The following is a 21,132-nucleotide window of genomic DNA, read 5'->3' as shown; positions in this document are numbered from 1 at the left end:
CTGCTGTCGTTGCGACGGCCTGCACCACGGATGCTCCGCCAAAAAGTTCACGCCCTGATGGGAGGGCGGCGATCCTTCCAGGGCATCTCCTGCTCGAGCATCGTCGCGAGGGCCAGGATCGTCGCCTCGTCGCCATAGCGGGCGACCGCCTGCACGCCGATCGGCACGCCGCTGGCGGACATTCCGAGCGGGATCGACATGGCCGGCTGGCCGGACATGTTGAACGGGTACATGAACACCGAGTCCATCCACTTCGCGTTGTAGGCGTCGAGGTCGGTCTCCGACATGTCGTAGTAGCCGACCGGGCGCGGCAGTTGCGTCAGTGTGGGCGTCAGGTAGATGTCGTAGGCATCGGTCTCGGCGGCGATCGCCCGTCCGACCTGGCGGACGCCCTCGACGTCGGAAATGTGACGCACGCCGCTGGTTGCCCGGCCGCGCTCGATGACCGCCCAGGTGACCGGCTCGACATCGGCCCTGGTCACCGGCCGACCGACCAGGGGCGCCAGCCAGTCGAAGAGGGCCGCCGTCTGCACGCAGCTCATGTCGGTGTAGGTTTTCCACGCGGCGTCCGCGTCGAATGCGAGATCGTGTTCCTCGACCTCGTGGCCGAGGCGATCGAGAAGCCTGACGGTGTCGAGCATCGTCTGCTTGACCTCGGCATCGATCGGGCGGCCGTGCGGCGGGGTTACGGTATAGCCGACGCGCAACCTGGAGGGCGCGCGGCGCGACAGTTCCAGCCAGCTCTCGGCGGGAACCGGAGGCTGGTAGGGGTCGCCTGGAAGCGCCCCGGCGACAGCGTCCAGATAGGCGGCGGTGTCGCGAACCGTGCGCGTGTTGGCGAGGAAATAGGCGCCGCCGTGCCAGACGTCGGCGACCGGCGCGAGCGTGATGCGTCCGCGCGACGGTTTGAGGCCGAGCAGGCCGCAGCAGGAGGCCGGGACGCGGATCGAGCCCGCAGCGTCGCTGGATTCGGCGATCGGCACCATGCCCGAAGCGACAGCCGCGCAGGAGCCGCCGCTGGAGCCGCCGGCTGTCAGGTCCGTGCGCCACGGGTTGGCGGTTGCGCCGTAGAGCTTGGGTTCGGTCGAGATCGACCAGCCGTTTTCCGGAGCGTTGGACTTGCCGACGAGCAGGAAGCCGGCAGCCTTGAGGCGCGTCACCACTTCGGCATCGGAATCCGAGACGACATCCTTGAGATAGAAGCAGGAGTTGGTGTTGGGCGCGCCCTTCCACGACGTCGCCAGCTCCTTCAGAAGGTAGGGCACGCCGGCGAAGGTCGCCTGCCTGTCGACCGTCTTCGCCGCGTCGCGGCCCATGTCGTAGAGCTTGTGAATGACGGCATTGAGCTTCGGATTGAGCTCCTCGATGATGCTGACCGCGGTTTCCACCAGCTCGATGGGCTGGACCTCGCCCTTGTGCACCAGCTCGGCGAGCGCCAGCCCGTCCGAGTCGACATAGGTTCGCTTCAGATCATCCGTTGTCGCCACGTCTTTCTCCTCCCGTGATGAAGTCTGCGCCTCGCTCAGCGACCATCATGACAGTGGCCATGATGTTGCTGGCGATTTCGTCCGGAAACACCGATGCGTCGCAGACGCGCAGACCGTCAAGCCCATGCACTTTCAGCGACGACGGATCGACGACGGCTTCGTCGTCAACGCCCATCCGGCAGGTGCTGGTCGGATGGTAGATCGACTGGCACTGAGCGCGGACGAAATTGGCGATCTCCTCGCGCGTTCCGGCTTCGCAGGACGGCGAGACCTCGCGCAGGCCAAGATGGCTGAACGCACTGGTCGCCGCGATGCCGCGGCTGAGCCCGACCGCGTCGACGAGCGTGGCGAGGTCGGAACCCTCAGGATCGGAAAGATAGTTGGGGTCGATCGCCGGGTGCATCAGCGGATCGGCGGAGCGCAGGGTCAGCGTGCCGGTGCTCTTCGGGCGCTGAAGCACGTTGAACATCGAGATGCCGGGCACGATCGACATATAGCGGGCATGGTCGCGATGCGGGGTGGCGATGCCGTAGATCTGCAGGTCGGGTTCGGCGAGATCCGGCCTCGACTTCGCCTGGCCGCCGCTGGTCGACCAGGGGTTCGCCATCGGGCCGGTTCGCCGGTCGCCCCACTCCTCGACCGCGTCGCCCCATTCCGCTTCGCTGATGCCGCCGATTCCGAACTTCTCCCTGGTCGCGAACGTGACGACGCAGTTCACATGGTCCTGCATCGAACGGCCGACGCCCGGAAGATCGCAGACCGGATCGACGCCCCTGGACCTGAGTTCGTCGGCCGCGCCGACGCCGGAGAGCATCAGAAGATGCGGGCTGTTGACGGTTCCGCCCGCCAGCACGACCTCGCTGCCGGCATACGCGGTCCTGAGCCTGCCGAAATGCAGATATTCGACGCCGCGCGCCCTGTTGCGATCGATCAGGATGCGCGTTGCCGTGGCCGAGGTGACGACCGTCAGGTTCGGCCGCGACATCACGGGATCGAGGAACGCGGTTGCCGGGCCGCAGCGTTCGCCGTCCTTCATGAACACTTGGAAGAAGCCGCAGCCGTACTGGTCGCCGCCGTTGAAGTCCTCGTTGTAGGGCAGGCCGTATTCCTGTGCCGCCTTGACCCACAGGGTCTCGGCCGGGTTGTGTTCGGCGACGTCGGTGACGGGCAGTTCGCCGCTGTCGCCGTGGAACGGCGAGCCGCCAAGGCGGGTATTGCTCTCCGACTTGCGGAACCAGGGCAGGACGTCGTCCCAGCCCCACCCGGCGCAGCCCCTGTCGCGCCAGCGGTCGTAGTCGGAGATCGACCCGCGCATATAGACGAGCGCGTTGGTCGACCCGGAGCCGCCGAGCATGCGCCCGCGCGGCCATGCGATACGCCGCCCGAAGCAGCGGGCCTGCGGGACGGTGTGGTACTTCCAGTCGTATTCCGTGTCGATCAGGCCGATCCAGGCCCCCGGCATTCTGGCGCCGAGCGGCATCTCCGGCGGTCCTGCCTCGAGGAGAAGGACCTTGCAGGCGGGGTCAGCCGAGAGGCGATTGGCAAGAACGCAACCGGCCGCGCCGGCGCCGACGATGACGATGTCGAAGCTCGTGGGGTCTGACATATGCCTTGGGGCTCTCTGGTGCAGCCAAAATATGCGGTTCAATTGCGCAAATGAGGATAATCGAAATAGCTTTGGTGCGTCAACCAACTGGTTGGTTTATAAACTGCGGACTCCGACGAGGAACGCGGCCTGTCTCGGCCGGTGAGCGGATGTCGGGATGCCTGGCGCTGACGGGCCGTTCAGCCGGCCCTTACCGAGGTGACGTTGCCGTTGTTGTCGACGGTGCAGCTATGGCGCTTGCCCGCCGCATCGAGCTCGACCTGGTAGGTCGCGCCGTCGATCTGCCGGGAGCTGATCGGCAGGACCTTGTCGGAGGCCGTGCCCGTCTGGGTGGATACCGCGCTAGCGCACAGCAGCTGGAGGTCGGCCGGCGCCGTCTGAAGGGTCGACCGGGCCGTTTCCTGGGGCTCGTTGGTGGAGGCGCAGCCGGTTGCGGCAAGCAGCGCCAGCGTTGCAGCTGCCAGCATGGCCGACCGGCAGGATGTACGTGTTTGCGGCATCGGTTTTCCTCTCCTTACCGATCAGCGACAGGTCCTAGACACCCTTGTAGAGCGCAGCCCCCTGCATCAGCACGATGACCTTTGCGCCGACCTTGATGCGCGAATGCAGGTCGACGATGTCGTCGTTGTTCATGCGGATGCACCCCGACGAGACATCTAGGCCGATGGTCCAAGGTTCCGGCGTGCCGTGGATGCGGTAGATCGTGTCCCGGTCACCCTCGTACAGGTAGAGCGCGCGTGCGCCGAGCGGGTTGTCGGGTCCGCCAGGCTGGCCGCCGGCCCATTTCGCGGCGTTGGGGTCTCGCGCCACCATCTCGGCGGGAGGCGTCCAGGTGGGCCATTCAGCGACCCGGCCGACGCGCACGATACCGGCCCAGCCGAAGCCCTCGCGGCCGACGCCGATGCCGTAGCGGATCGCCTGGTGTCCCGGCTGGACCAGGTAGAGGAAGTGCTGGTTTCCGTCGATGATGATCGTGCCGGGCTGCTCGGCGGTGCGGAACTTCACCACCTGCGGGCGGAAGGCTTCCGGCGCCTGCTTGTTGCGGGCGAACATCTTGCGGGCGGTCGCCCGGTCGTACTTGACCCATTTGCGGGTCTTGGCGTCGTAGATCTCGGTTGCTGCGAACGAAGGCGTCGTGGTCAGCGCGAAGGCCGAGATCAGCGCTGTAAGCAGAAGCTGGCGGCGGCTGTACATGGAGGTTCCGGCCATCAGTGCCTCCATCCATCGACGCGACCGCCGTTCGTCTCGATCCATGCCTTAGCGAAGTCCGCCGGCACCTGCCGGTCGACCTGCAGCGCGTAGCTCATGGCGGAGATCTCGTCCGGCTTGAAATCCACCTTCTCGAGGAACGCGGCGACGTCGGGATGCTTGGCGGCGAAGGCTGCCGAATAGGCGATGTGGAACTCGACCGGACCCCAGGCGACCGGCGCGCTCGACTTGGAGATCCAGAGCGGATCCTCCGACTGCGGCACGATCTTCCACTTCGCGGGGTCGTAGGGCGGCTCGGTCAGCCGCACGATGTCGTGCAGGTTGAAGATGTGATGCGGCGCGTAGCAGTAGAAGACCATCGGCCTGCCGGTCGCGACCGCGGCGTCGACCGCGGCCATCGCCACGTCTTCCTCGGCCTCGACCAGCGTAACGCTGCTGGCGTAGCCGTAGGAATTGGCGCGCACGCGCTCGATGCCGGTCGACGTCCAAGTCGAGGCGCCGATCCAGATTTCGCCGGTCCCGTCGCCATCGGTGTCGAGCAGGGCGGTCTTTGCGGGATCGCTGAGGTCGGCGACATCCTTGATGCCGGCGGCCGCTGCATCCGAGGTGGCGCACAGACCCTGCCACGCAGCCACGCCCAGGTGGCTGAGCACGACGGACTTGCTGCCGTCCGGCCCGTAGCGCTTGACCAGATCGTCGAAATTCGGCTGCCAGACCTCGGGGACGGCGGCGATCTCGCCGGAATCCATGCCCGCGAACGCCAGCATCGTGCCGACTTCGCGCACCTCGGCGTCCAGCCCGAACTCCTTGGCAATCGCAAACTTCAGGATGTTCGCGCTCGCCTGGCCGGAGGGCCAGTTGGGCATGGCGATCACCAGGTCGGCTGCAGGCGCCGGCCCGGCCAGGGCCAGCAACGAAGCCGCCGCGAAAAGCATCGGTCGGAACATCATGCGGCATACCTCATGCGTTACTTCGTCGATGCGCCCCCGCGGCAGCATCTTAGACAGTATCGCGGCGATGCCAACATTCAAAATGCGCCGGCATCGATGCGCCGGCGATCGCCGCGGCTGCCGGGACGTCGCGTCGGATCAGATTGTCACCGCGCGCTGGCGGGCGACGCCGATATGCTCGGCCATGGCGTGGGCCGCGGCGTCCTCGTCGCGCCGCTCGATCGCTTCGATGATCTTCATGTGCTCGCCGATCACCTGCGGGATCATCGTTACGTAGAGCCGGGTTTCGGCGAGCCGGATGAGTTTGATCTTGATCCAGTTCACCCGGTAGGCGTTGGCGATGATGTCGTTGCCGAGATGGTCGATCACCGCCTCGTGCAGCATCAGGTCGGTCGCTTCCGCTTCTTCCATCAGCCCGGCGTCCTCGCCGGCCTTGTGGCGCGACAGCACGGCCTCGTGCCGCCGGCGTATCGCGGCGACGAGGTCGGCCGGTGCGCTGCGGGCGAAGATGCGGACCGCGGCTTCCTCGAGGAACAGTCGGAACTGGAAGGCGTTGCGCACCAGGTTGATGTCGACCTGGGGAACCTGCATGCCGCGGTGCGGAGCGGTGCGGATGAGCCCCTCGGCCTCGAGCCTGGGCACCAGTTCGCGGATGGCGCCGAGCGGCAGGCCGGTGATGGCGACGAGTTCGCGCTGGGTGATGAACTGGCCGGGCTTGATCTCGTTGGCGAGGAGGCTGCGCGTGTAGCCGACATAGGCCTGCTCGCGCAGCTTCAGCGCATCGCGCGAACCGCCGGGCGCCTCGCTCATGCCGATTTCCTGTCCGGCTGCGGAGCGGCGATGGCGTCGTAGGCGGCGATCAGCGTTGCGCTCTGCGCCGGGCCAAGGTCGATCAGCGGCGCGCGCGTGCCCGCGTATCCGGCGTCGCCATGCATGTGCGCGACAAGCGCCTTGATCGCCGGCAGCACGGGATAGGACACGACAAGGTCCACCAGCGGCACGATGGCGGGGCTGTCGGCGCCTTCGTGGACCAGCCGGCGCAAGAGGCCGGGCACGAGATTGGCCATGCCGCAGATCGAGCCTTGCGCGCCAGCCGCCATCGCTTCGGCGAGCTGGCGTTCGTCGCCGACCAGGATGGCCAGTTCGCCGTGCGCGGCGAGAAACGCCTTGGTCGTCGCCGGGTCGCCCGAGGAGTCCTTGACGCCGGCGATCACGCCCGGGAAGGCGCGCTTCAGCCGGCCGACCAGATCGACCGACAGCGGGACCGCCGTCTGGCCCGGTATGTGGTAGAGGATCACGCCGCGGGCGTCGCCGCGCATGCCCTCGATCGCTTGCGAGAACCAGCGGAAAAGGCCGTCGTCATCCGGCCCCTTGAAGTAGAACGGCGGCGCCAAAAGCAGGCCGCGCGCGCCTGCGTCGAGGGCGAGCCGGGCCTGGTCGACCGCGTCGGCGACCGCCGTCGCCGTCACGCCCGCGTGGATGCGCCCGGGTGCGACCCCGCCATCGAGAAGGGCGGCGATCATGGCCGACCGTTCGCGCATGCCGATCGAAAAGCCTTCGCCGGTCGTGCCGAACAGCGTGACGCCGTCGCACCCCTCGTCGAGCAGATGACGCGCATGTCGCCGGAGGCGGCCGAGATCGATTGAGCCGTCAGCCCCGAAAGGCGTGACCAGGGCTGCGGAAACGCCAAAGATGTCTTGATTTTTCATTTCTGACTTCATAGTGAATACCAACTAACATGTTGCTGAGTTTCGAGGCTGGGTCAAGATGCCAGCCGCGTGGAAGCCGGCCACGGGTTGGAGAGGGGGAACCGTCGGGCGCTGCCAAAGAGGCTTTTCCCGGCTGCCGCCCTGTGCAAACGATAGTTGGACGATCATGATCTGCCGGTTCAGGCAGAACGAGTGTTTCAGGGAGGAAGACAGATGATCAATGGCATCACGCGCCGGGCGTTTCTCGGCACGACCGCCGTCGGGTTGGGCTCGATGGCTTTCGCCGGCAACGTTTTCGGCCAGGACAAGGTCAAGCTGCGGCTGTCGTCGCCGGCGACGCCGACTGACCAGCGCGCGGTTGCGCTGACCGAAGTCTTCGCGCCCGGCGTCGCCGCGTTCGCCGACTTCGAGCCGCACTGGAATGCGACGCTGTTCAAGCAGGGCACCGAACTCGAGGCGATCGCGCGCGGCAACCTCGAAATGTCGATCACCTCGGCGCAGGAACTGGCGTCGATCTATCCGGAATGGTCGATCTTCACGGCAGGCTACCTGCACAGGGACGCCGAGCACCAGAAGAAGGTTTTCGCCGCCGACTTCATGGACCCGATGAAGAAGAAGGTCGAGGACGAACTCGGCGTGAAGCTGCTGACGGTCATGTATCTCGGTCGCCGCCAGGTGAACCTGCGCACCGAAAACGAGATCAAGACCCCGGCCGACATGGCCGGCATCAAGCTGCGCATGCCCGGCACCGATGCCTGGCAGTTCCTCGGCTCGGCGCTCGGCGCCAATCCGGTTCCGCTGGCGTTCACCGAAATCTACACCGCGCTGCAGACCGGCGCCGTCGACGGCCAGGACAACCCCCTGCCGACGGTGCGTGATTCCAAGTTCTACGAGGTGACCAAGCAGATCGTGCTGACCAGCCATCTGGTCGACCTCAACTACGTCGCCTTCTCGAAGGCGGTCTGGGACAAGCTGACGCCGGACCAGCAGGCGGCCGTCCAGAAGGCGGCGGACGATGCTGCGGAATCCGGTCGGCAGAAGCAGCTCGCGCTGGAAGCCGAACTCGAGCAGTTCTTCAAGGATCAGGGCCTGAAGGTCTATACGCCCGACGTCGATGCGTTCCGCACCCATGTCCAGAAGGCTTATCTCGAATCCGACCTCGCGAAGGATTGGCCCGAAGGCATGGTCGACAAAGTCAACGCGCTTTAGCCGGTGCCGGCCGCCGTACGCGCAGCCCTTCGCTGGCTGCGCGCCAGGGCCGAGAACGTGGCGGTGGGCTTGCTCGCCGTCATGTTCCTGTCCTTCATGCTCCAGATCGTCTCGCGCTATGTGTTCAACAGCCCGATCGGCTGGACGCTGGAAGTCTGCCTGACCATGTGGCTGTGGCTCGTCTTCTGGACGTCGGCCTTCTGCCTCGAAGACCGCGACCACGTACGGTTCGACATGCTCTACCTGATGGCGAACCGCCGGCTTCGCCGCGTCTTCGCGCTGGTTACCGCGGTGGCGATTGCCGGAGGCATCCTGGCGGCGCTCCCCGCCACGCTCGACTACATCACCTTCTACAAGATCAAGAAGAGCGCCACGCTGCGCATCCGCCTCGATATCGTCTTCAGCGTCTACGCGATCTTCGCCGTGGCGGTGATCGTCCAGTACGGCCTGCGCGCCTGGAATCTCCTGCGCGGCCGCGACCTCGATGACGAAGCGGACCTGAGGCCGACATGAGCCTTGCCTTCGCGCTCTGCCTGCTGGTGCTGTTCGTGCTCGCCGGTCTCGGCGCGCCGATCGCGCTGTCGATGATCGTGTCGGCGATCGTCTTCCTGGCGGTCAAGGGCCAGGATCTCGGCCTCGCCGCCGAGCAGATGATCCAGGGCATCTACGACAGTTTCATCATTCTCGCCGTCCCGCTGTTCATCGTCGCCGCCAACATCATGAACGCCGGCACGGTCAGCGAGCGGCTGCTCAACTTCTGCATCGCGCTCGTCGGCCGCTTCCGCGGCGGCCTTGGCCACGTCAACGTCGTCGCCAGCCTGATCTTCTCCGGCATGTCGGGCTCGGCCGTCGCCGATGCCGCCGGCATCGGCAAGATTATCATCGAGATGATGGTCAAGGGCGGCCGCTACACCGGCGGCTACGCCGCGGCGATCACTGCGGCATCGGCGACGATCGGCCCGATCATCCCGCCCTCGATCCCGATGGTGATGTACGCTCTCGTCTCCGACACGTCGATCGGCTACCTGTTCCTCGCCGGCATCGCTCCGGGCCTGCTGATGGGCCTCGTGCTGATGGCGATGAACGCCTGGCTGGCCCACCGCCGCGGCTTCGCGGTCGAGGAGCCGGTGCCGCTTCGCGAATTTCCGCGGATCACCTTCAGGGCGTTCCCCGCGCTGATGATGCCGGTGATCCTGCTCTACGGCATCTATGGCGGCGCCACGACCCCGACCGAGGCGGCGGCGATCGCGGCGGCCTACGCGTTCATCCTCGCCGCGGTGTTCTACCGCTCGATCACGGCGAAGAGCCTCTATGCGGTGCTGCTCAGTTCGACGCGCTCGTCCGCCTCGGTCGGGCTGGTGATCGGCGGCGCCCTGATCTTCAACTACATCGTCGCCAGCGAGAACATACCCGGCACGGTTTCCGGCGCGATGGCCGGCCTCGACATCTCGCCGCTCGGCTTCCTCATCGCGGTAAACGTGCTGTTCCTGCTGCTCGGCTGCCTGCTTGACGCGACGACCATCATCCTGGTCATTGTGCCGCTGTTCATCCCGACATGCCGGATGCTGGGCATCGACCTCGTGCATTTCGGCGTGGTCACCGTGGTCAACGTGATGATCGGCCTGATCACGCCGCCCTACGGCATCCTGCTCTTCGTCATCAATGCGACGACAGGGATTTCGCTGCAGGCCATGATCCGCAACATATGGCCGTTCTTCTACGCGCTGATCGCAGCGCTGGCGGCGATGATCCTGCTGCCCGACATGGTGCTGTGGGTCCCGCGCCTCTTCGGCTACCAGGGTTGAGGCACGGATGCTGAGGCTCGGACTGATCGGCGACAACATCAAGCCGTCGCGCGCGCCCGAACTGCACCGCCAGGCCGGCCGACTTGCCGGGATCGAGGTCAGCTACGACCTGCTGATCCCCACGGAAACCGGCCTCGACTTCGACCGGTTGTTCGAGCGCTGCCGCGCCGAGGGCATGCGCGGGCTGAACATCACCTACCCCTACAAGCAGAGGGTCGTGCCGAAGGTCCGCATCGACGATCCGCTGGTCCGGCGCCTCGGCGCGATCAACACCGTGATCTTCGAGGACAGCGGGGCGCTGGGCTACAACACCGACCACAGCGGCTTCATCGCGGCATACCGTGCGGCGTTCGGCGCCGCCGATCCGGGCCGGACGGTCGTGCTGGGCGCCGGCGGCGCGGGCAGCGCCGTCGCCTTCGGGCTGATCGCGCTCGGCGCCAGCGACCTGACGATCATCGACAGCGACATCGAGAAGGCGGAGGCGCTGGCGCTTGCGATCGGCGACGCGGCCGCCGTCTTCGTCAGCCCGGCGCTCGACGCCGCATCGGCACGCGCCGACGGCATCGCCAACTGTACGCCGATCGGCATGGCGGGGCGCCCGGGCGCGCCGATCGACCTGGCGCTGATCGGCGGCCAGCGCTGGGCCTTCGAAGCGATCTACACGCCACGCCAGACCGCGTTCAGCCTTGCCGCCGCCGCGGCCGGCCTCGACGTGCTGGACGGCTATCAGCTTTTCATCCACCAGGGCATCGACGCCTTCCGGCTCTTCACCGGCCGCGGCGTCGAGGAGGATGCCCTGCGCGCCGTGTTGGGCGGGTAGGGTCGGGGTGTTCGCCAACCTGGTTCCGGTCGGCCCGAAGCCCGTTCGTCAGTCGGGGCCGGCATCGGGGTCGCGGTCTATGGCGTCGACGAAGTCGAAGCGGTCGACGTCGAACAAGCCGCGATCCGTCATCTTGAGGTGCGGAATGACCGGCAGCGCCAGGAAAGCCACCTGCAGGAACGGTTCCGGCAGGACGCAGCCGAGCGCATAGGCGGCTTCCCTCAACCGGTGCAGGTCGTGCGAGATCGCCTCGAACGGCTTGTCGCTCATCAGACCGGCGATCGGCAGCGCGAGTTCGGCCGCCACCACGCCGCCGTCGGCCACGACGAAGCCGCCACCGAGCTCGATCAGCCGGTTGACGGCGACGGCCATGTCGGCGTCGGTTGCGCCGATCGCCGTGATGTTGTGGCTGTCGTGCCCGACGGAAGAGGCGATGGCGCCGCGCGCGAGGCCGAAGCCGCGCACGAAGCTGCGGCCGATGTTGCCGTTCTTCCCGTGACGCTCGATGACGGCGACCTTCAGGGCATCCGCGGACACGTCCGCCTGCAGGCCGCGCTCGCCCGTCGCCAGCATGGCGCTGTCGCTGAAGGTGATGATCAGGCCGGGCTTGACGCCGATGACCGGTGTCCAGTTGCGGTCGGCGCGGGCCTCGACGATGAAGTCGTCGGGGGAGACGGGGCGGGCCTTCATCGAGCCGAGCCCGACCGGCTCGACCGGCCGGCGTTCGGCGAAGCGCTCGGCGGTGACGCGGCGGCCGCCGGCGATAACGTCGCTGACGCGGCAGTCTTCCAGACTGTCGAGCAGCGCGATGTCGGCGCGCCAGCCGGGCGCGACGAGGCCGCGGTCGCCGAGGCCGAAGATGCGCGCGGCCGAATGGCTGGCGGCCCGGTAGACGTGGTGCAGCGGCCGTCCCATGGCGATGAGCCTGCGGATCGAGCTGTCGAGATGCCCTTCCTCGGCGATGTCGAGCGGATTGCGGTCGTCGGTGCAGAGCGCGACGAAACTCGACGTGTTCTCGTCCAGCACCTCGGCGAGCGCGTTCAGGTCCTTCGAGACCGAACCCTCGCGGATAAGGATGGCCATGCCCTTGGCGAGCTTCTCGCGCGCCTCGGCGGCGCTGGTCGCCTCATGGTCGGTGCGGATGGCGGCTGACAGGTAGCCGTTGAGCGCGGTGCCCCGCAGCAGCGGCGCGTGGCCGTCGATGTGGCCGCCCTGGAAGGCGACCAGCTTGGCGACGATGCCCGGATCACCGCCAAGCACGCCCGGGAAGTTCATCATTTCAGCGAGGCCGATCACCTTGGGGTGGCGGCGGAACGGCTCAAGATCGCCGATCTCGAGCGCGGCTCCGGAGGTCTCGAAGCCGGTCGCCGGCACGCAGGATGAGAGGTTTACCCTGATGTCCATCACCGTGCGCTCTGCGCAGTCGAGGAAATACCGGATGCCGTCTGCCCCCAGGACGTTGGCGATTTCGTGGGGGTCGCAGATCGCGGTCGTGACGCCGTGCGGCAGCACGCAACGGTCGAACTCGAACGGCGTCACGAGCGAGGATTCGATATGCAGGTGCGTGTCGATGAAGCCGGGAACCGCGAACCGGCCGGCGCCGTCGATGACGGTCGCGCCTTCGTAGCGGGCGTGGGTTCCCACGATGCGGTCGCCGACGATGGCGATGTCTGTTTGCGTCACCGCGCCCGTGATGACGTCGAGCAGGTTCACGTCGGCGATCACGAGATCGGCCGGCTCCTTGCCCTGTCCGGCCATGATCATGCGGGTGAGTAGGTCGGCTGTGGTCACGGAGCGCCTGTTCCAGCTTTGTGCGATGCCCGGCATCGCGGCCCGGCTCGCCCTCATCTTAGCCGGCGCGCCGGAGCCGGCCAGCCCCCTTCGCCATCGTCACGCATTTGACGCTCTTAACGCCCGTAATAGAGCGTCACCACATGTTTCGCCTCGGCGAAGAACAGCCAGCGTTCCACCAGCATGCCGGCGAGTTGGGACAACGCCGCGCCGACCGACAGCGCGGCGGCCAGCCCGGCGATGTCGGCGAAGCTGAATGCCGTCGCAAGCATGAGCAGCGGAGCCGCGAAGGCGAGCGCCTGGGTGATGAGGCGCAGCTTCATCGCGTGCTTGCGCGCGACGACGAAGCCCATTTCCTTCAAAATGTAGGTTTCTTCCGTGTGCGGCCACTCGATCGAGCGCACCGTGCCGCCCGCCAGTCCGGTCGCGCTGTTGAGCGTCGTCGTGGGAACGAGGCCGTCATTGTATTGCCATGTCGCGCGTTTCCAGCCCCAGCCGACCATGCCGGCGACGATGGCGAGGAGCATCGCCGGCGTTCTCGGCGCGTCGAGCAGCGCAAGCAGCGCGTTGAACAGCACGCTTCCTGTCATCGCCGCGTAGATGAGATAGCCGGGCAGCGTGAACTTGCTCGACCATTGGGCGATGGGTTTCAGCGAGGCATAGATCATGCCGGTGGTGCAGACGGTGACGACCGCACCGGCCGCCGACAGAAGTCCCATCGCCGCGACCCAGCCGCTATCGCTGCCGAGGATCACCCAGCCGATGCCGAAAAGCCCGGCGGGCACGAAGGTGGCGACGGCCGCCACGCCCTCGCGCGACAGCCACGATGTCCGCCATTGCGAGAAGGCGCGCCAGGCGCGCTCGGGCCGCCCGAGATGAGCGGTCGACGACAACAGGCCGGTTGCGATAAGCCCGAGCGCCAGCCCGAGCGCGGCGAGCCGGAACCAGAAGCCGGGTTGTTCGGGCGCAAGCGCCGCCGTCAGGCCGACGAGGGCAAGCAGCCCGTATCCTGCGCCGGTCGCGGTTGTGAAGAAGATGACGGAGTATGCGGGATGCATGGAATGCTCAACTGGACAGCATGCGGTCGACCCAGCCGAGGAAGCCGCCCTCGGCCTTGACCGGCTCGAGCGGCGCCGCGGCCACGCTCGGCGCCCGCCCGGTGCGGGCGCGTGGCGGCAGGTAGCGGTTGGTCGGATTGTAGCCGAGTTCGGGCATCAGCGGCACGCCGCCGCGCTCGGCGACGAGCTGAGAGATCGCCGACGCCGGGTCGCCGAGGTCGCCGAAATGCCGCGCGCTGGTCGGGCAGGCGGCAACGCAGGCCGGCACGCGGTCCTCAGGCGCGATGTTGTCGTTGTAGATGCGGTCGACGCACAGCGTGCACTTCTTCATCACGCCGACATCGGTGTCGAACTCTCGCGCGCCATAGGGGCAGGCCCAGCTGCACAGCTTGCAGCCGATGCACTTGTCCTCGTCGACCAGCACGATGCCGTCGGAGGAGCGCTTGTAGGAGGCGCCGGTGGGGCAGACGGTGACGCAGGCCGGTGTCTCGCAGTGCAGGCAGGAGCGCGGGAAATGCACGGTCCGGCTGCCGGCCTCGGTCGTGTGCTCATAGGCGTGCACGCGGTTGAACCAGACGCCATCGACATCGCCGCCATAAGGGTCGATGTCGGTCAGCGGCGCCATGTGGCCGCCGGTGTTCCATTCCTTGCACGAGGTCACGCAGGCCTGGCAGCCGACGCAGGTGTCGAGATCGATGACGAGCCCGAGTTTTTTCTCGGTGGTTGCGGGAAGACAGGTCATTTTGCAGGCTCCGCCCACTCGGCGCCGAAGGCGAGTTTTTCCACGGGTTTTGGGAAATGCGGCGGCTGCGCGAGGCGGTCGAACCGGGGCTCGGTGAAGCCCGCTTCCCCGGGCGCGCATTTCTCGATGCGCACCTTGAGGTCGAACCACGCCGCCTGACCGGTGACCGGGTCGGAGTTGGAATAGCGTCCTTCGCTGCCCGGCAGCCTGTCGCCGATGATGTGGTTGAGCAGGAACCCCCGGTTGGACTCGGCTGCGTCGTCCTTGAGGCCCCAGCTTCCCTTGCGCTTGCCGATGGCGTTCCAGGTCCACACCGTCTGCGGGTTCACCCCGTCGACAAGCTTGATCTGGCCTTTCACGCGGCCGTTGACGCTTTCGATCCACACCCAGTCGTCGTCGGCCAGGCCGAGCCCGGCGGCGGTCTCGCGATGGACGAAAAGCCGGTTCTGGCTGGTGATCTGCCGCAGCCAGGCATTCTGCGAACCCCAGGAATGGTACATGTGCATCGGCCGCTGGGTCAGCGCATGCAGCGGATATTGACCGGCCTCGACCTCGGCCTGCCCGATGGGTTCGTACCAGAACGGCAGCGGGTCCATGTAGGTTTCCAGCCGTTCGCGCTCCGCCTCGGGCGGCACGGCATCGCCAAATCCGCGCGCGGCCAGCCGGAATTTCTGCAGCGGCTCCGAATAGAGCTGGAAATGGACCGGCCCGAAACGGTCCTTGAACCCCATATGGATGGCGAATTCGATGTAGGAGCGGTTGCCCATCTTGTAGAAGCGCTGGTTGTCGTCGAGGTCGTGGTGCCAGAAGCCGCCATTGTCGATGTAGCGCTGCAGCTGGTCCGGGTTCGGCTTGCCACGCCCGAACGTCTCGCCCTCCGCACCGCGCCAGCCGGCGAGCGGCCCGATGCCCGGCGAGCGCTCGTGGTTGACGATGTAGTCGGCATAGTCGCGGTACTTCGCCGAGCCGTCGTCGTTAACGAAACCCGGCAGGCCGAGCCGTGCGCCAAGGTCGATGAGCACGGTCTGGAACGGCCTGACGTCGCGGTCGGGATCGAGAACCGGCTGCCGGATCGCGTCGCCCGGCCCGTCGGCATGGCAGATCGGCCGGTCGAGCAGGCTGATGCAGTCGTGCCGCTCGAGATAGGTGGTGTCGGGCAGCACGAGGTCGGCATAGGGAACGGTCTCGGAGTAATAGGCGTCCGAGTAGATGATGAAGGGGATCTTGTATTCGCCCTGCTCGTCCTTGTCGGTCAGCATGGCGAGCGTCTCGACGGTGTTCATCGACGAGTTCCACGCCATGTTGGCCATGTAGAGGAACAGCGTGTCGATTCTGTAGGGGTCGCCGGCCCAGGCGTTGCGGATCACCGCGTGCATCAGCCCGTGCGCCGCGAGCGGCGCTTCCCAGGAATAGGCCTTGTCGATGCGCACTGGCTTGCCGTCGCCGTCGACCAGCAGGTCCTCGGGTCCGGTCACGAAGCCGAGCGGCACGCCGGACAGCGGCGTCATCGGCTTGCCGCCGTCCTTGCCGGCCGGTTTCGGTCCGGGCGGCGCCAGTTTCGGGAAGGGCGGCTTGAAGCGGAAGCCGCCGGGCACGTCGACGGTGCCGAGCAGCACCTGCAGCAGGTGGATCGCACGGCAGGTGTGGAAGCCGTTGGAGTGAGCCGAGATGCCGCGCATCGCATGCATGGCGACCGGCCGCCCGCGCGTCGTCTCGTGCCGCCGCCCGGCCCAGTCGGTCCACGGTATGGGCAGCTCGATCACCTGCTCGAAGGCGACATGCGCCAGTTCGGCGGCGATGCGCCTTATCGTGTCGGCCGGCACGCCGCAGCGCTCCGCCACCGCGTCCGGAGAATGGCTTTCGTCGAGATAGCGTTCCGCGAGCAGCTGGAACACCGGCACGCAGCGCCGGCCCCTGACGGTGCGAATGCCCGTCAGCGCAAATTTCGCGTAAGGGTCGAGCGCGCTGGCCGGCGCGCCGGCTTCCCGGTCCCACGCCAGCGGCCGCTCGTCGTCGCCGCGCAGGAAGAGCCCGTCGTCGGCTGCGCCCGGCTCCTGGATCACCAGCACCGGCGCGTTCGTGTAGGCGGCGAGATAGTCGAGGTCGATCTTGCCGGCCTTGAGCAGCTCATGCACCAGCGCCAGCACGAAGAGCCCGTCGGCGCCGGGCCTGATGCCGATCCAGTCGTCGGCGATGGCGTTGTAGCCGGTCCGGCAGGGATTGACCGAGACGACCTTGGCGCCGCGCGCCTTGAGCTTGCCGAGCCCGATCTTGATCGGGTTGGAATCATGATCCTCGGCGACGCCGAACAGCATGAAATACTTTGTCCGATCCCAGTCCGGCTCGCCGAATTCCCAGAACGAGCCGCCGATCGTATAGAGCCCGCCGGCCGCCATGTTGACCGAGCAGAAACCGCCATGCGCGGCAAAGTTGGGCGTGCCGAATTTCGAAGCCCACCATCCGGTCAGCGACTGGGACTGGTCGCGCCCAGTGAAGAAGGCGAGTTTCTTCGGATCGGTCGCCCGGATGCGGGACAGCCTGTCGGTGGCGATCTTCAGCGCCTCGTCCCATTCGATCTCGCGGAACTCGCCCGAGCCGCGCGCGCCGGTCCGCAGCAGCGGCTTGGCAAGCCGCGCCGGGCTGTAGTGCTGCATGATGCCGGCGCTGCCCTTGCCGCAGATCACCCCGCGGTTGACCGGGTGATCCTTGTTGCCGTTGATGTAGCGGACCTTGCCGTCCTTCACATGCACATCGATGCCGCAGCGGCAGGCGCACATGTAGCAGGTCGTCTTGGTGATGCGGTCGCCCACCGCGGGCGAGGTCTCGACGCCGTCGCCCTCGCGGGGCGCTGGCCGGCCTAGCGGCTGCTGCGAAGGCGCAGCGTTTGCGGCCTTGCGTCGAAATGTGCTCACGATGCGATCAACCGGTTCTTGTGTCTCAGGCGGCTAGAATTTCGCGCAACGGCGATTTCGGGCAAGATTGCGACCGAGAAACGCCCATCATCCGGAAAACCATTCCAACAAGACTGCACGATCCGAAAAAATCGGTCAAACAGATTGTTATTGTAATTTTGATCGATGTTGTTTCTTAATCGGGCATGACACCGGAGCAGTTGCGAATTTTCGTTGCGGTGGCGGAACGCGGCCACGTGACGCGGGCGGCGGGATTTCTAGGCATGTCGCAGTCCGCCGCGTCGGCTGCCATCAAGGCGCTCGAGGCGTCGAGCGGCGTGCAACTGTTCAACCGGGTCGGCCGGTCCATCGAGCTTTCCGCCGCGGGCAGGCGGTTCCTCCCGGAAGCGAAGTCGGTTCTGGAACGAATCGCAGCCGCGCGATCGGTTCTCGACAATGCGGCCGAGGGTGTCGCCGGCAGTCTCGCCGTCGCGGCCAGCCAGACGATAGCCGGCTACTGGCTTCCCAGGCGGCTCGCCGCCTTCCAGGAGCGGTATCCGGGCGTGCGGCTGAACGTGACCATCGGCAACACGCGGCAGGTGGAGAATCAGGTCCTCGACGGCGTCGCCGATCTCGGTCTTGTGGAGGGGCGCACTGAATCGGACCTGCTGCGCCGAACCAGGGTCGATATCGACCGCTCGATGCTGGTCGTGGCCAAGGCGCATCCGCCGGTACAAGAAATCTCGCCCGGCCGCCCCGACATATCGAGCCTGCGCTGGATCGTGCGCGAGGCGGGGTCGGGCACGCGCGAGGTACTGCACGACCTCACGCGCGGCATGGGTATCCCCTTCGACGCTCTTCGCATCTTCCTGGTGTTGCCCAGCAACGAGGCCGTTGCGCGGGCCGTGGAAGCGGGTGCGGGGGCTACCATCATCTCACAACTGGTGGTAGGTCGGGCAGTCGCGGAAGGTGTATTGCAGAACGTAAGCCTCGACTTACCCAAACGTGAGTTCGCGCTTATCTCGCATCGTGATCGACAGGCGACGACATCTCAGGGCGCGCTAAGGTCTTTTTTGCTCGAGGCGTCTTCCGGGCCTCGATAACGCGAAATCCAGCGTTTCTTTCGGATTTTCGAGTGGAATCCCTGCGGTTTAACTTCGCAGCTCGCGTTTTTTTGTCTGGAGTCTGCTGCGGAGACATTGAGCCGGGCAAGTTTCCGGAATAGACACGCACGGGATGTTGAGGGGGGACGAAGTATTGGCTGACATCGACAAGAGCGCATTGATCGCGCTAACCGCCGAGATTGTATCGGCTTACGTAACCAAGAACCGGCTTCCGCCGGGCGGTTTGACCGAGCTTATCGCCAGCGTGAGTGATTCGATCGGCAAGCTCGGCGGTCCGACGCCGGAGCCGGAAGCCGTTCCGGCCGTCAACCCGAAGAAGTCGGTCCACCCGGATTACATCATCTGCCTGGAAGACGGCAGAAAGTTCAAGTCGATGAAGCGCCACCTTGCGCTGCACGGCATGACGCCGCAGCAGTACCGCATCAAGTGGGGATTGCCGGCCGACTATCCGATGACCGCGCCGAACTACTCGGCGGTGCGTTCCGCCATGGCCAAGGACATCGGCCTTGGCCAGAAGCCGGAGCAGGAGATACCGGCTGCGCGCAAGGCGCCGTCGCGCAAGTCGGCCAAGGGTAAGATGCGCGCCAAGGTGGAAGACTGACGAGGTGAACGAACGCCATCCGCCACGCGATATCGCGCGCGATGAACGCGCGGCAGGGGATGGCCGCCGGTGATCCCGTGGGTTCAGCTCGATGCGGCGAAGGTGCCGGGCGGCGGCGAACTGCGCCTCAAGCGCCGCGGCGCCGAGTTCTCGATCATGCTCGGAACCAACGAGCTGATGAACAGCCGGCTAAGCGGTTCGGAAGAGGCGCTCGCCGAACTCGCCTGCGCCAGGATCGGCGGCAGGAGCCGCGTCCGCATGCTCGTCGGCGGCCTGGGCATGGGTTTCACGCTGCGCGCCGCGCTGGCGCGCCTCGCGCCGGACGCCACGGTGGTGGTCGTCGAACTGGTGCCCGCCGTCATCGCCTGGGCGCGGGGACCGATGGCCGAGGTCTTTGCAAACAGCCTCGACGATCCCCGGGTCGAGATCCGGGAAGCCGACGTCGCCGACGTCATCAGGGCGGCGGTCGGCGAGTACGACGCGATCCTGCTCGACGTCGACAACGGCCCGCAGGGACTGTCGCGCAGCGCCAACGACCGTCTCTACGGCATGGCCGGGCTGGCGTCAGCGCATGCGGCGTTGAAGCCGGGCGGCGTGCTCGGCGTCTGGTCGGCGCATCCGGACGGGAGTTTCGCCGCACGGCTGCGGAAGAGCGGATTTCGTGTCGACGAAGTCAACACGCGTGCACGCGGCAAGCGCGGCGCGCGCCATGTCGTCTGGATGGCGGCTCGCTAGGGCACACCGTCGTCCCGGCCGCCGACGCGTTGGATTGCAGGGATGCCCGCCCTGGCATGTGTGCGCGGCCGCCCGGCATGCTATGAGCGGCGGCAGCGCGAAAGCCTCCCATGGAACTCTGGATCCCGATCACCATCGCCGCCGCCTTCCTGCAGAACCTCAGGTCTGCGGCGCAAAAGCACCTCAAGTCCGTCATGGGCACGACGGGCGCGACCTTCGTGCGCTTCGGCTTCGGCGTGCCGTTCGCGCTCGCCTTCCTGGCCGCCCTCCACTGGCTTCTCGACTATCCCCTGCCCGCGCTCAACGCGCGGTTTCTGGGCTGGGCCGTGCTGGGGGGCGTATGCCAGATCACGGCGACGTTCCTGCTCATTCACCTCTTCTCGTTCCGCAACTTCGCGGTCGGCACCGCATATTCGCGCACCGAACCGGCTCAGGCGGCGCTGTTCGGCCTGGCCTTCCTCGGCGAGGCTCCCAGCCCGGGCGTGCTCGTCGCGATCGCGATCAGCGTGCTTGGCGTCATGCTCATCTCGGTCGCGCATGTGGCGGTCGGCCTGCGCAGCATGGTCACCTCCACCTTCAGCCGCACCGCCCTTGTCGGGCTCGCCTCCGGCACCATCTTCGGCGTATCGGCCGTCTCCTATCGCGCAGCGTCGCTGTCGCTTGGCGGCCCCAACTTCGCCATGCAGGCTGCGGTGACGCTGGCTTTCGTCATCACCTTCCAGACGCTGATCATGCTGGCATGGATGGCCTGGAAGGACCGCAGCGAGATCCTGCGCGTCGCCCGCGCCTGGAAGCTGTCGCTCTTCACCGGCTTCGTCGGCGCCACGGCGTCCTTCGGCTGGTTCGCGGCGATGACGCTGCGGCAGGCGGCTGCCGTCAAGGCGCTGGCGCAGATCGAGATGCTGTTCACCTTCGCCGCGACGATCTTCTTCTTCAAGGAGAGGATAAACCGGCTCGAGGTCGCCGGATGCGCGCTGATCGTCGGCGGCATCCTCGTCCTGTTGGCGGTCAGGTAGCCGGCGCCCGCCTGGACCGGCGGCTTGACGGCGCGCGCGGCGTTTCCGATGCTTGCGCTCAGACGGAGAAGAACATGCTGACCGGATCCCTCTGCCGCGCCGCGCGCGCCCTCGTTGAAGTCTCGCGCGCCCAGTTGTCCGCGTTTTCCGGCGTCGACGAAGCAGCGATCGAAGGCTTCGAGCGTAAGGTTTCGACGCCCGGCGCGTCCGACATCGCCGACCTCACCGCCGCCCTGGAGGAGTTGGGCGCCACGTTCATCCCCGAGGACAGCCGTGGCGCCGGCGTGCGCCTGAAGTTCACCGCGTCGGAACGCCGGCGGCTCCAGACGCTGGAAGGCGAGGGCGGCATCGCCCGCGCGGACGACGTGCCCTGAGGGTC

20 protein-coding genes are annotated in these 21,132 nt (G+C 66.8%); 9 read left to right on the top strand and 11 right to left on the bottom strand.

Annotated features, from left to right (window positions below):
* Nucleotides 1-47: 47 nt before the first annotated feature.
* From ABUE31_RS13960 to ABUE31_RS13930, 7 genes are all read right to left on the bottom strand, one after another.
* On the bottom strand, nucleotides 48-1,487 hold the full coding sequence (locus tag ABUE31_RS13960; protein WP_367724253.1) for an amidase: 1,440 nt from the start codon (nucleotides 1,485-1,487) through the stop codon (nucleotides 48-50).
* On the bottom strand, nucleotides 1,471-3,093 hold the full coding sequence (locus ABUE31_RS13955) for a GMC family oxidoreductase (RefSeq protein ID WP_367724252.1): 1,623 nt from the start codon (nucleotides 3,091-3,093) through the stop codon (nucleotides 1,471-1,473). Before ABUE31_RS13955 ends, ABUE31_RS13960 begins: the two co-directional genes overlap by 17 nt.
* Before the next feature lie 179 nt (nucleotides 3,094-3,272).
* Nucleotides 3,273-3,593 (bottom strand): hypothetical protein, encoded by a 321-nt coding sequence (locus ABUE31_RS13950; protein ID WP_367724251.1) that lies wholly within the window; start codon nucleotides 3,591-3,593, stop codon nucleotides 3,273-3,275.
* A 34-nt stretch (nucleotides 3,594-3,627) separates the two neighbouring features.
* Nucleotides 3,628-4,302, bottom strand: a complete 675-nt coding sequence (locus ABUE31_RS13945) for a L,D-transpeptidase (RefSeq protein WP_367724250.1) — start codon at nucleotides 4,300-4,302, stop codon at nucleotides 3,628-3,630.
* Complete coding sequence (locus ABUE31_RS13940) at nucleotides 4,302-5,252, bottom strand: ABC transporter substrate-binding protein (protein WP_437344127.1); 951 nt, start codon at nucleotides 5,250-5,252, stop codon at nucleotides 4,302-4,304. The genes ABUE31_RS13945 and ABUE31_RS13940 overlap by 1 nt, the downstream gene beginning before the upstream one ends.
* Nucleotides 5,253-5,390: 138 nt before the next feature.
* Entirely contained in the window at nucleotides 5,391-6,062 is a 672-nt protein-coding gene (locus tag ABUE31_RS13935) for a GntR family transcriptional regulator (RefSeq protein WP_367724249.1), read from the bottom strand.
* On the bottom strand, nucleotides 6,059-6,961 hold the full coding sequence (locus ABUE31_RS13930) for a dihydrodipicolinate synthase family protein (RefSeq protein WP_367724248.1): 903 nt from the start codon (nucleotides 6,959-6,961) through the stop codon (nucleotides 6,059-6,061). The genes ABUE31_RS13935 and ABUE31_RS13930 overlap by 4 nt, the downstream gene beginning before the upstream one ends.
* 213 nt (nucleotides 6,962-7,174) lie before the next feature.
* On the opposite strand from ABUE31_RS13930, the gene ABUE31_RS13925 reads away from it, so the two are divergent.
* From ABUE31_RS13925 to ABUE31_RS13910, 4 genes are read left to right on the top strand one after another with little or no spacing between them, the layout of a single operon-like run.
* Nucleotides 7,175-8,170 (top strand): sialic acid TRAP transporter substrate-binding protein SiaP, encoded by a 996-nt coding sequence (locus ABUE31_RS13925; protein ID WP_367724247.1) that lies wholly within the window; start codon nucleotides 7,175-7,177, stop codon nucleotides 8,168-8,170.
* Between the two features lie 3 nt (nucleotides 8,171-8,173).
* Nucleotides 8,174-8,683, top strand: coding sequence for a TRAP transporter small permease (locus ABUE31_RS13920; protein ID WP_367724246.1), 510 nt, complete (start codon nucleotides 8,174-8,176; stop codon nucleotides 8,681-8,683).
* Nucleotides 8,680-9,975 carry a TRAP transporter large permease gene (locus ABUE31_RS13915; protein ID WP_367724245.1) on the top strand — a complete coding sequence of 432 codons (1,296 nt, stop codon included), beginning with the start codon at nucleotides 8,680-8,682 and terminating at the stop codon, nucleotides 9,973-9,975. The genes ABUE31_RS13920 and ABUE31_RS13915 overlap by 4 nt, the downstream gene beginning before the upstream one ends.
* 7 nt (nucleotides 9,976-9,982) lie before the next feature.
* Nucleotides 9,983-10,795, top strand: a complete 813-nt coding sequence (locus ABUE31_RS13910) for a shikimate dehydrogenase family protein (RefSeq protein WP_367724244.1) — start codon at nucleotides 9,983-9,985, stop codon at nucleotides 10,793-10,795.
* 48 nt (nucleotides 10,796-10,843) lie between these two features.
* Here ABUE31_RS13910 and ade read toward each other — a convergent pair whose 3' ends face one another.
* From ade to ABUE31_RS13890, 4 genes are all read right to left on the bottom strand, one after another.
* Complete coding sequence (gene ade, locus ABUE31_RS13905; RefSeq protein ID WP_437344126.1) at nucleotides 10,844-12,622, bottom strand: adenine deaminase; 1,779 nt, start codon at nucleotides 12,620-12,622, stop codon at nucleotides 10,844-10,846.
* 80 nt (nucleotides 12,623-12,702) lie between these two features.
* Nucleotides 12,703-13,644 (bottom strand): dimethyl sulfoxide reductase anchor subunit family protein, encoded by a 942-nt coding sequence (locus tag ABUE31_RS13900; protein ID WP_367724243.1) that lies wholly within the window; start codon nucleotides 13,642-13,644, stop codon nucleotides 12,703-12,705.
* 7 nt (nucleotides 13,645-13,651) lie between these two features.
* Complete coding sequence (locus tag ABUE31_RS13895; protein WP_367724242.1) at nucleotides 13,652-14,386, bottom strand: 4Fe-4S dicluster domain-containing protein; 735 nt, start codon at nucleotides 14,384-14,386, stop codon at nucleotides 13,652-13,654.
* Nucleotides 14,383-17,298 carry a molybdopterin oxidoreductase family protein gene (locus ABUE31_RS13890; protein ID WP_367724241.1) on the bottom strand — a complete coding sequence of 972 codons (2,916 nt, stop codon included), beginning with the start codon at nucleotides 17,296-17,298 and terminating at the stop codon, nucleotides 14,383-14,385. Before ABUE31_RS13890 ends, ABUE31_RS13895 begins: the two co-directional genes overlap by 4 nt.
* Before the next feature lie 185 nt (nucleotides 17,299-17,483).
* On the opposite strand from ABUE31_RS13890, the gene ABUE31_RS13885 reads away from it, so the two are divergent.
* The 5 genes from ABUE31_RS13885 to ABUE31_RS13865 all read left to right on the top strand — a co-directional run bounded on the left by ABUE31_RS13885 (nucleotide 17,484) and on the right by ABUE31_RS13865 (nucleotide 21,127).
* Nucleotides 17,484-18,380: a LysR substrate-binding domain-containing protein gene (locus ABUE31_RS13885; RefSeq protein WP_367724240.1), complete on the top strand. Its 897-nt coding sequence runs from the start codon at nucleotides 17,484-17,486 to the stop codon at nucleotides 18,378-18,380.
* Nucleotides 18,381-18,534: 154 nt separating this feature from the next.
* Nucleotides 18,535-19,002, top strand: a complete 468-nt coding sequence (locus ABUE31_RS13880; protein WP_437344125.1) for a Ros/MucR family transcriptional regulator — start codon at nucleotides 18,535-18,537, stop codon at nucleotides 19,000-19,002.
* A gap of 69 nt (nucleotides 19,003-19,071) precedes the next feature.
* Nucleotides 19,072-19,737, top strand: a complete 666-nt coding sequence (locus ABUE31_RS13875; protein WP_367724237.1) for a spermine/spermidine synthase domain-containing protein — start codon at nucleotides 19,072-19,074, stop codon at nucleotides 19,735-19,737.
* Nucleotides 19,738-19,847: 110 nt separating this feature from the next.
* Nucleotides 19,848-20,753 carry an EamA family transporter gene (locus tag ABUE31_RS13870; RefSeq protein ID WP_367724236.1) on the top strand — a complete coding sequence of 302 codons (906 nt, stop codon included), beginning with the start codon at nucleotides 19,848-19,850 and terminating at the stop codon, nucleotides 20,751-20,753.
* 74 nt (nucleotides 20,754-20,827) lie between these two features.
* Entirely contained in the window at nucleotides 20,828-21,127 is a 300-nt protein-coding gene (locus ABUE31_RS13865; RefSeq protein WP_367724235.1) for an XRE family transcriptional regulator, read from the top strand.
* Nucleotides 21,128-21,132 lie beyond the last annotated feature (5 nt).

This window comes from Mesorhizobium marinum, assembly GCF_040813675.1.
In the GTDB taxonomy this organism is placed as follows: domain Bacteria; phylum Pseudomonadota; class Alphaproteobacteria; order Rhizobiales; family Rhizobiaceae; genus Mesorhizobium_K; species Mesorhizobium_K marinum.
This window is presented reverse-complemented; position numbering and strand designations above follow the sequence as displayed.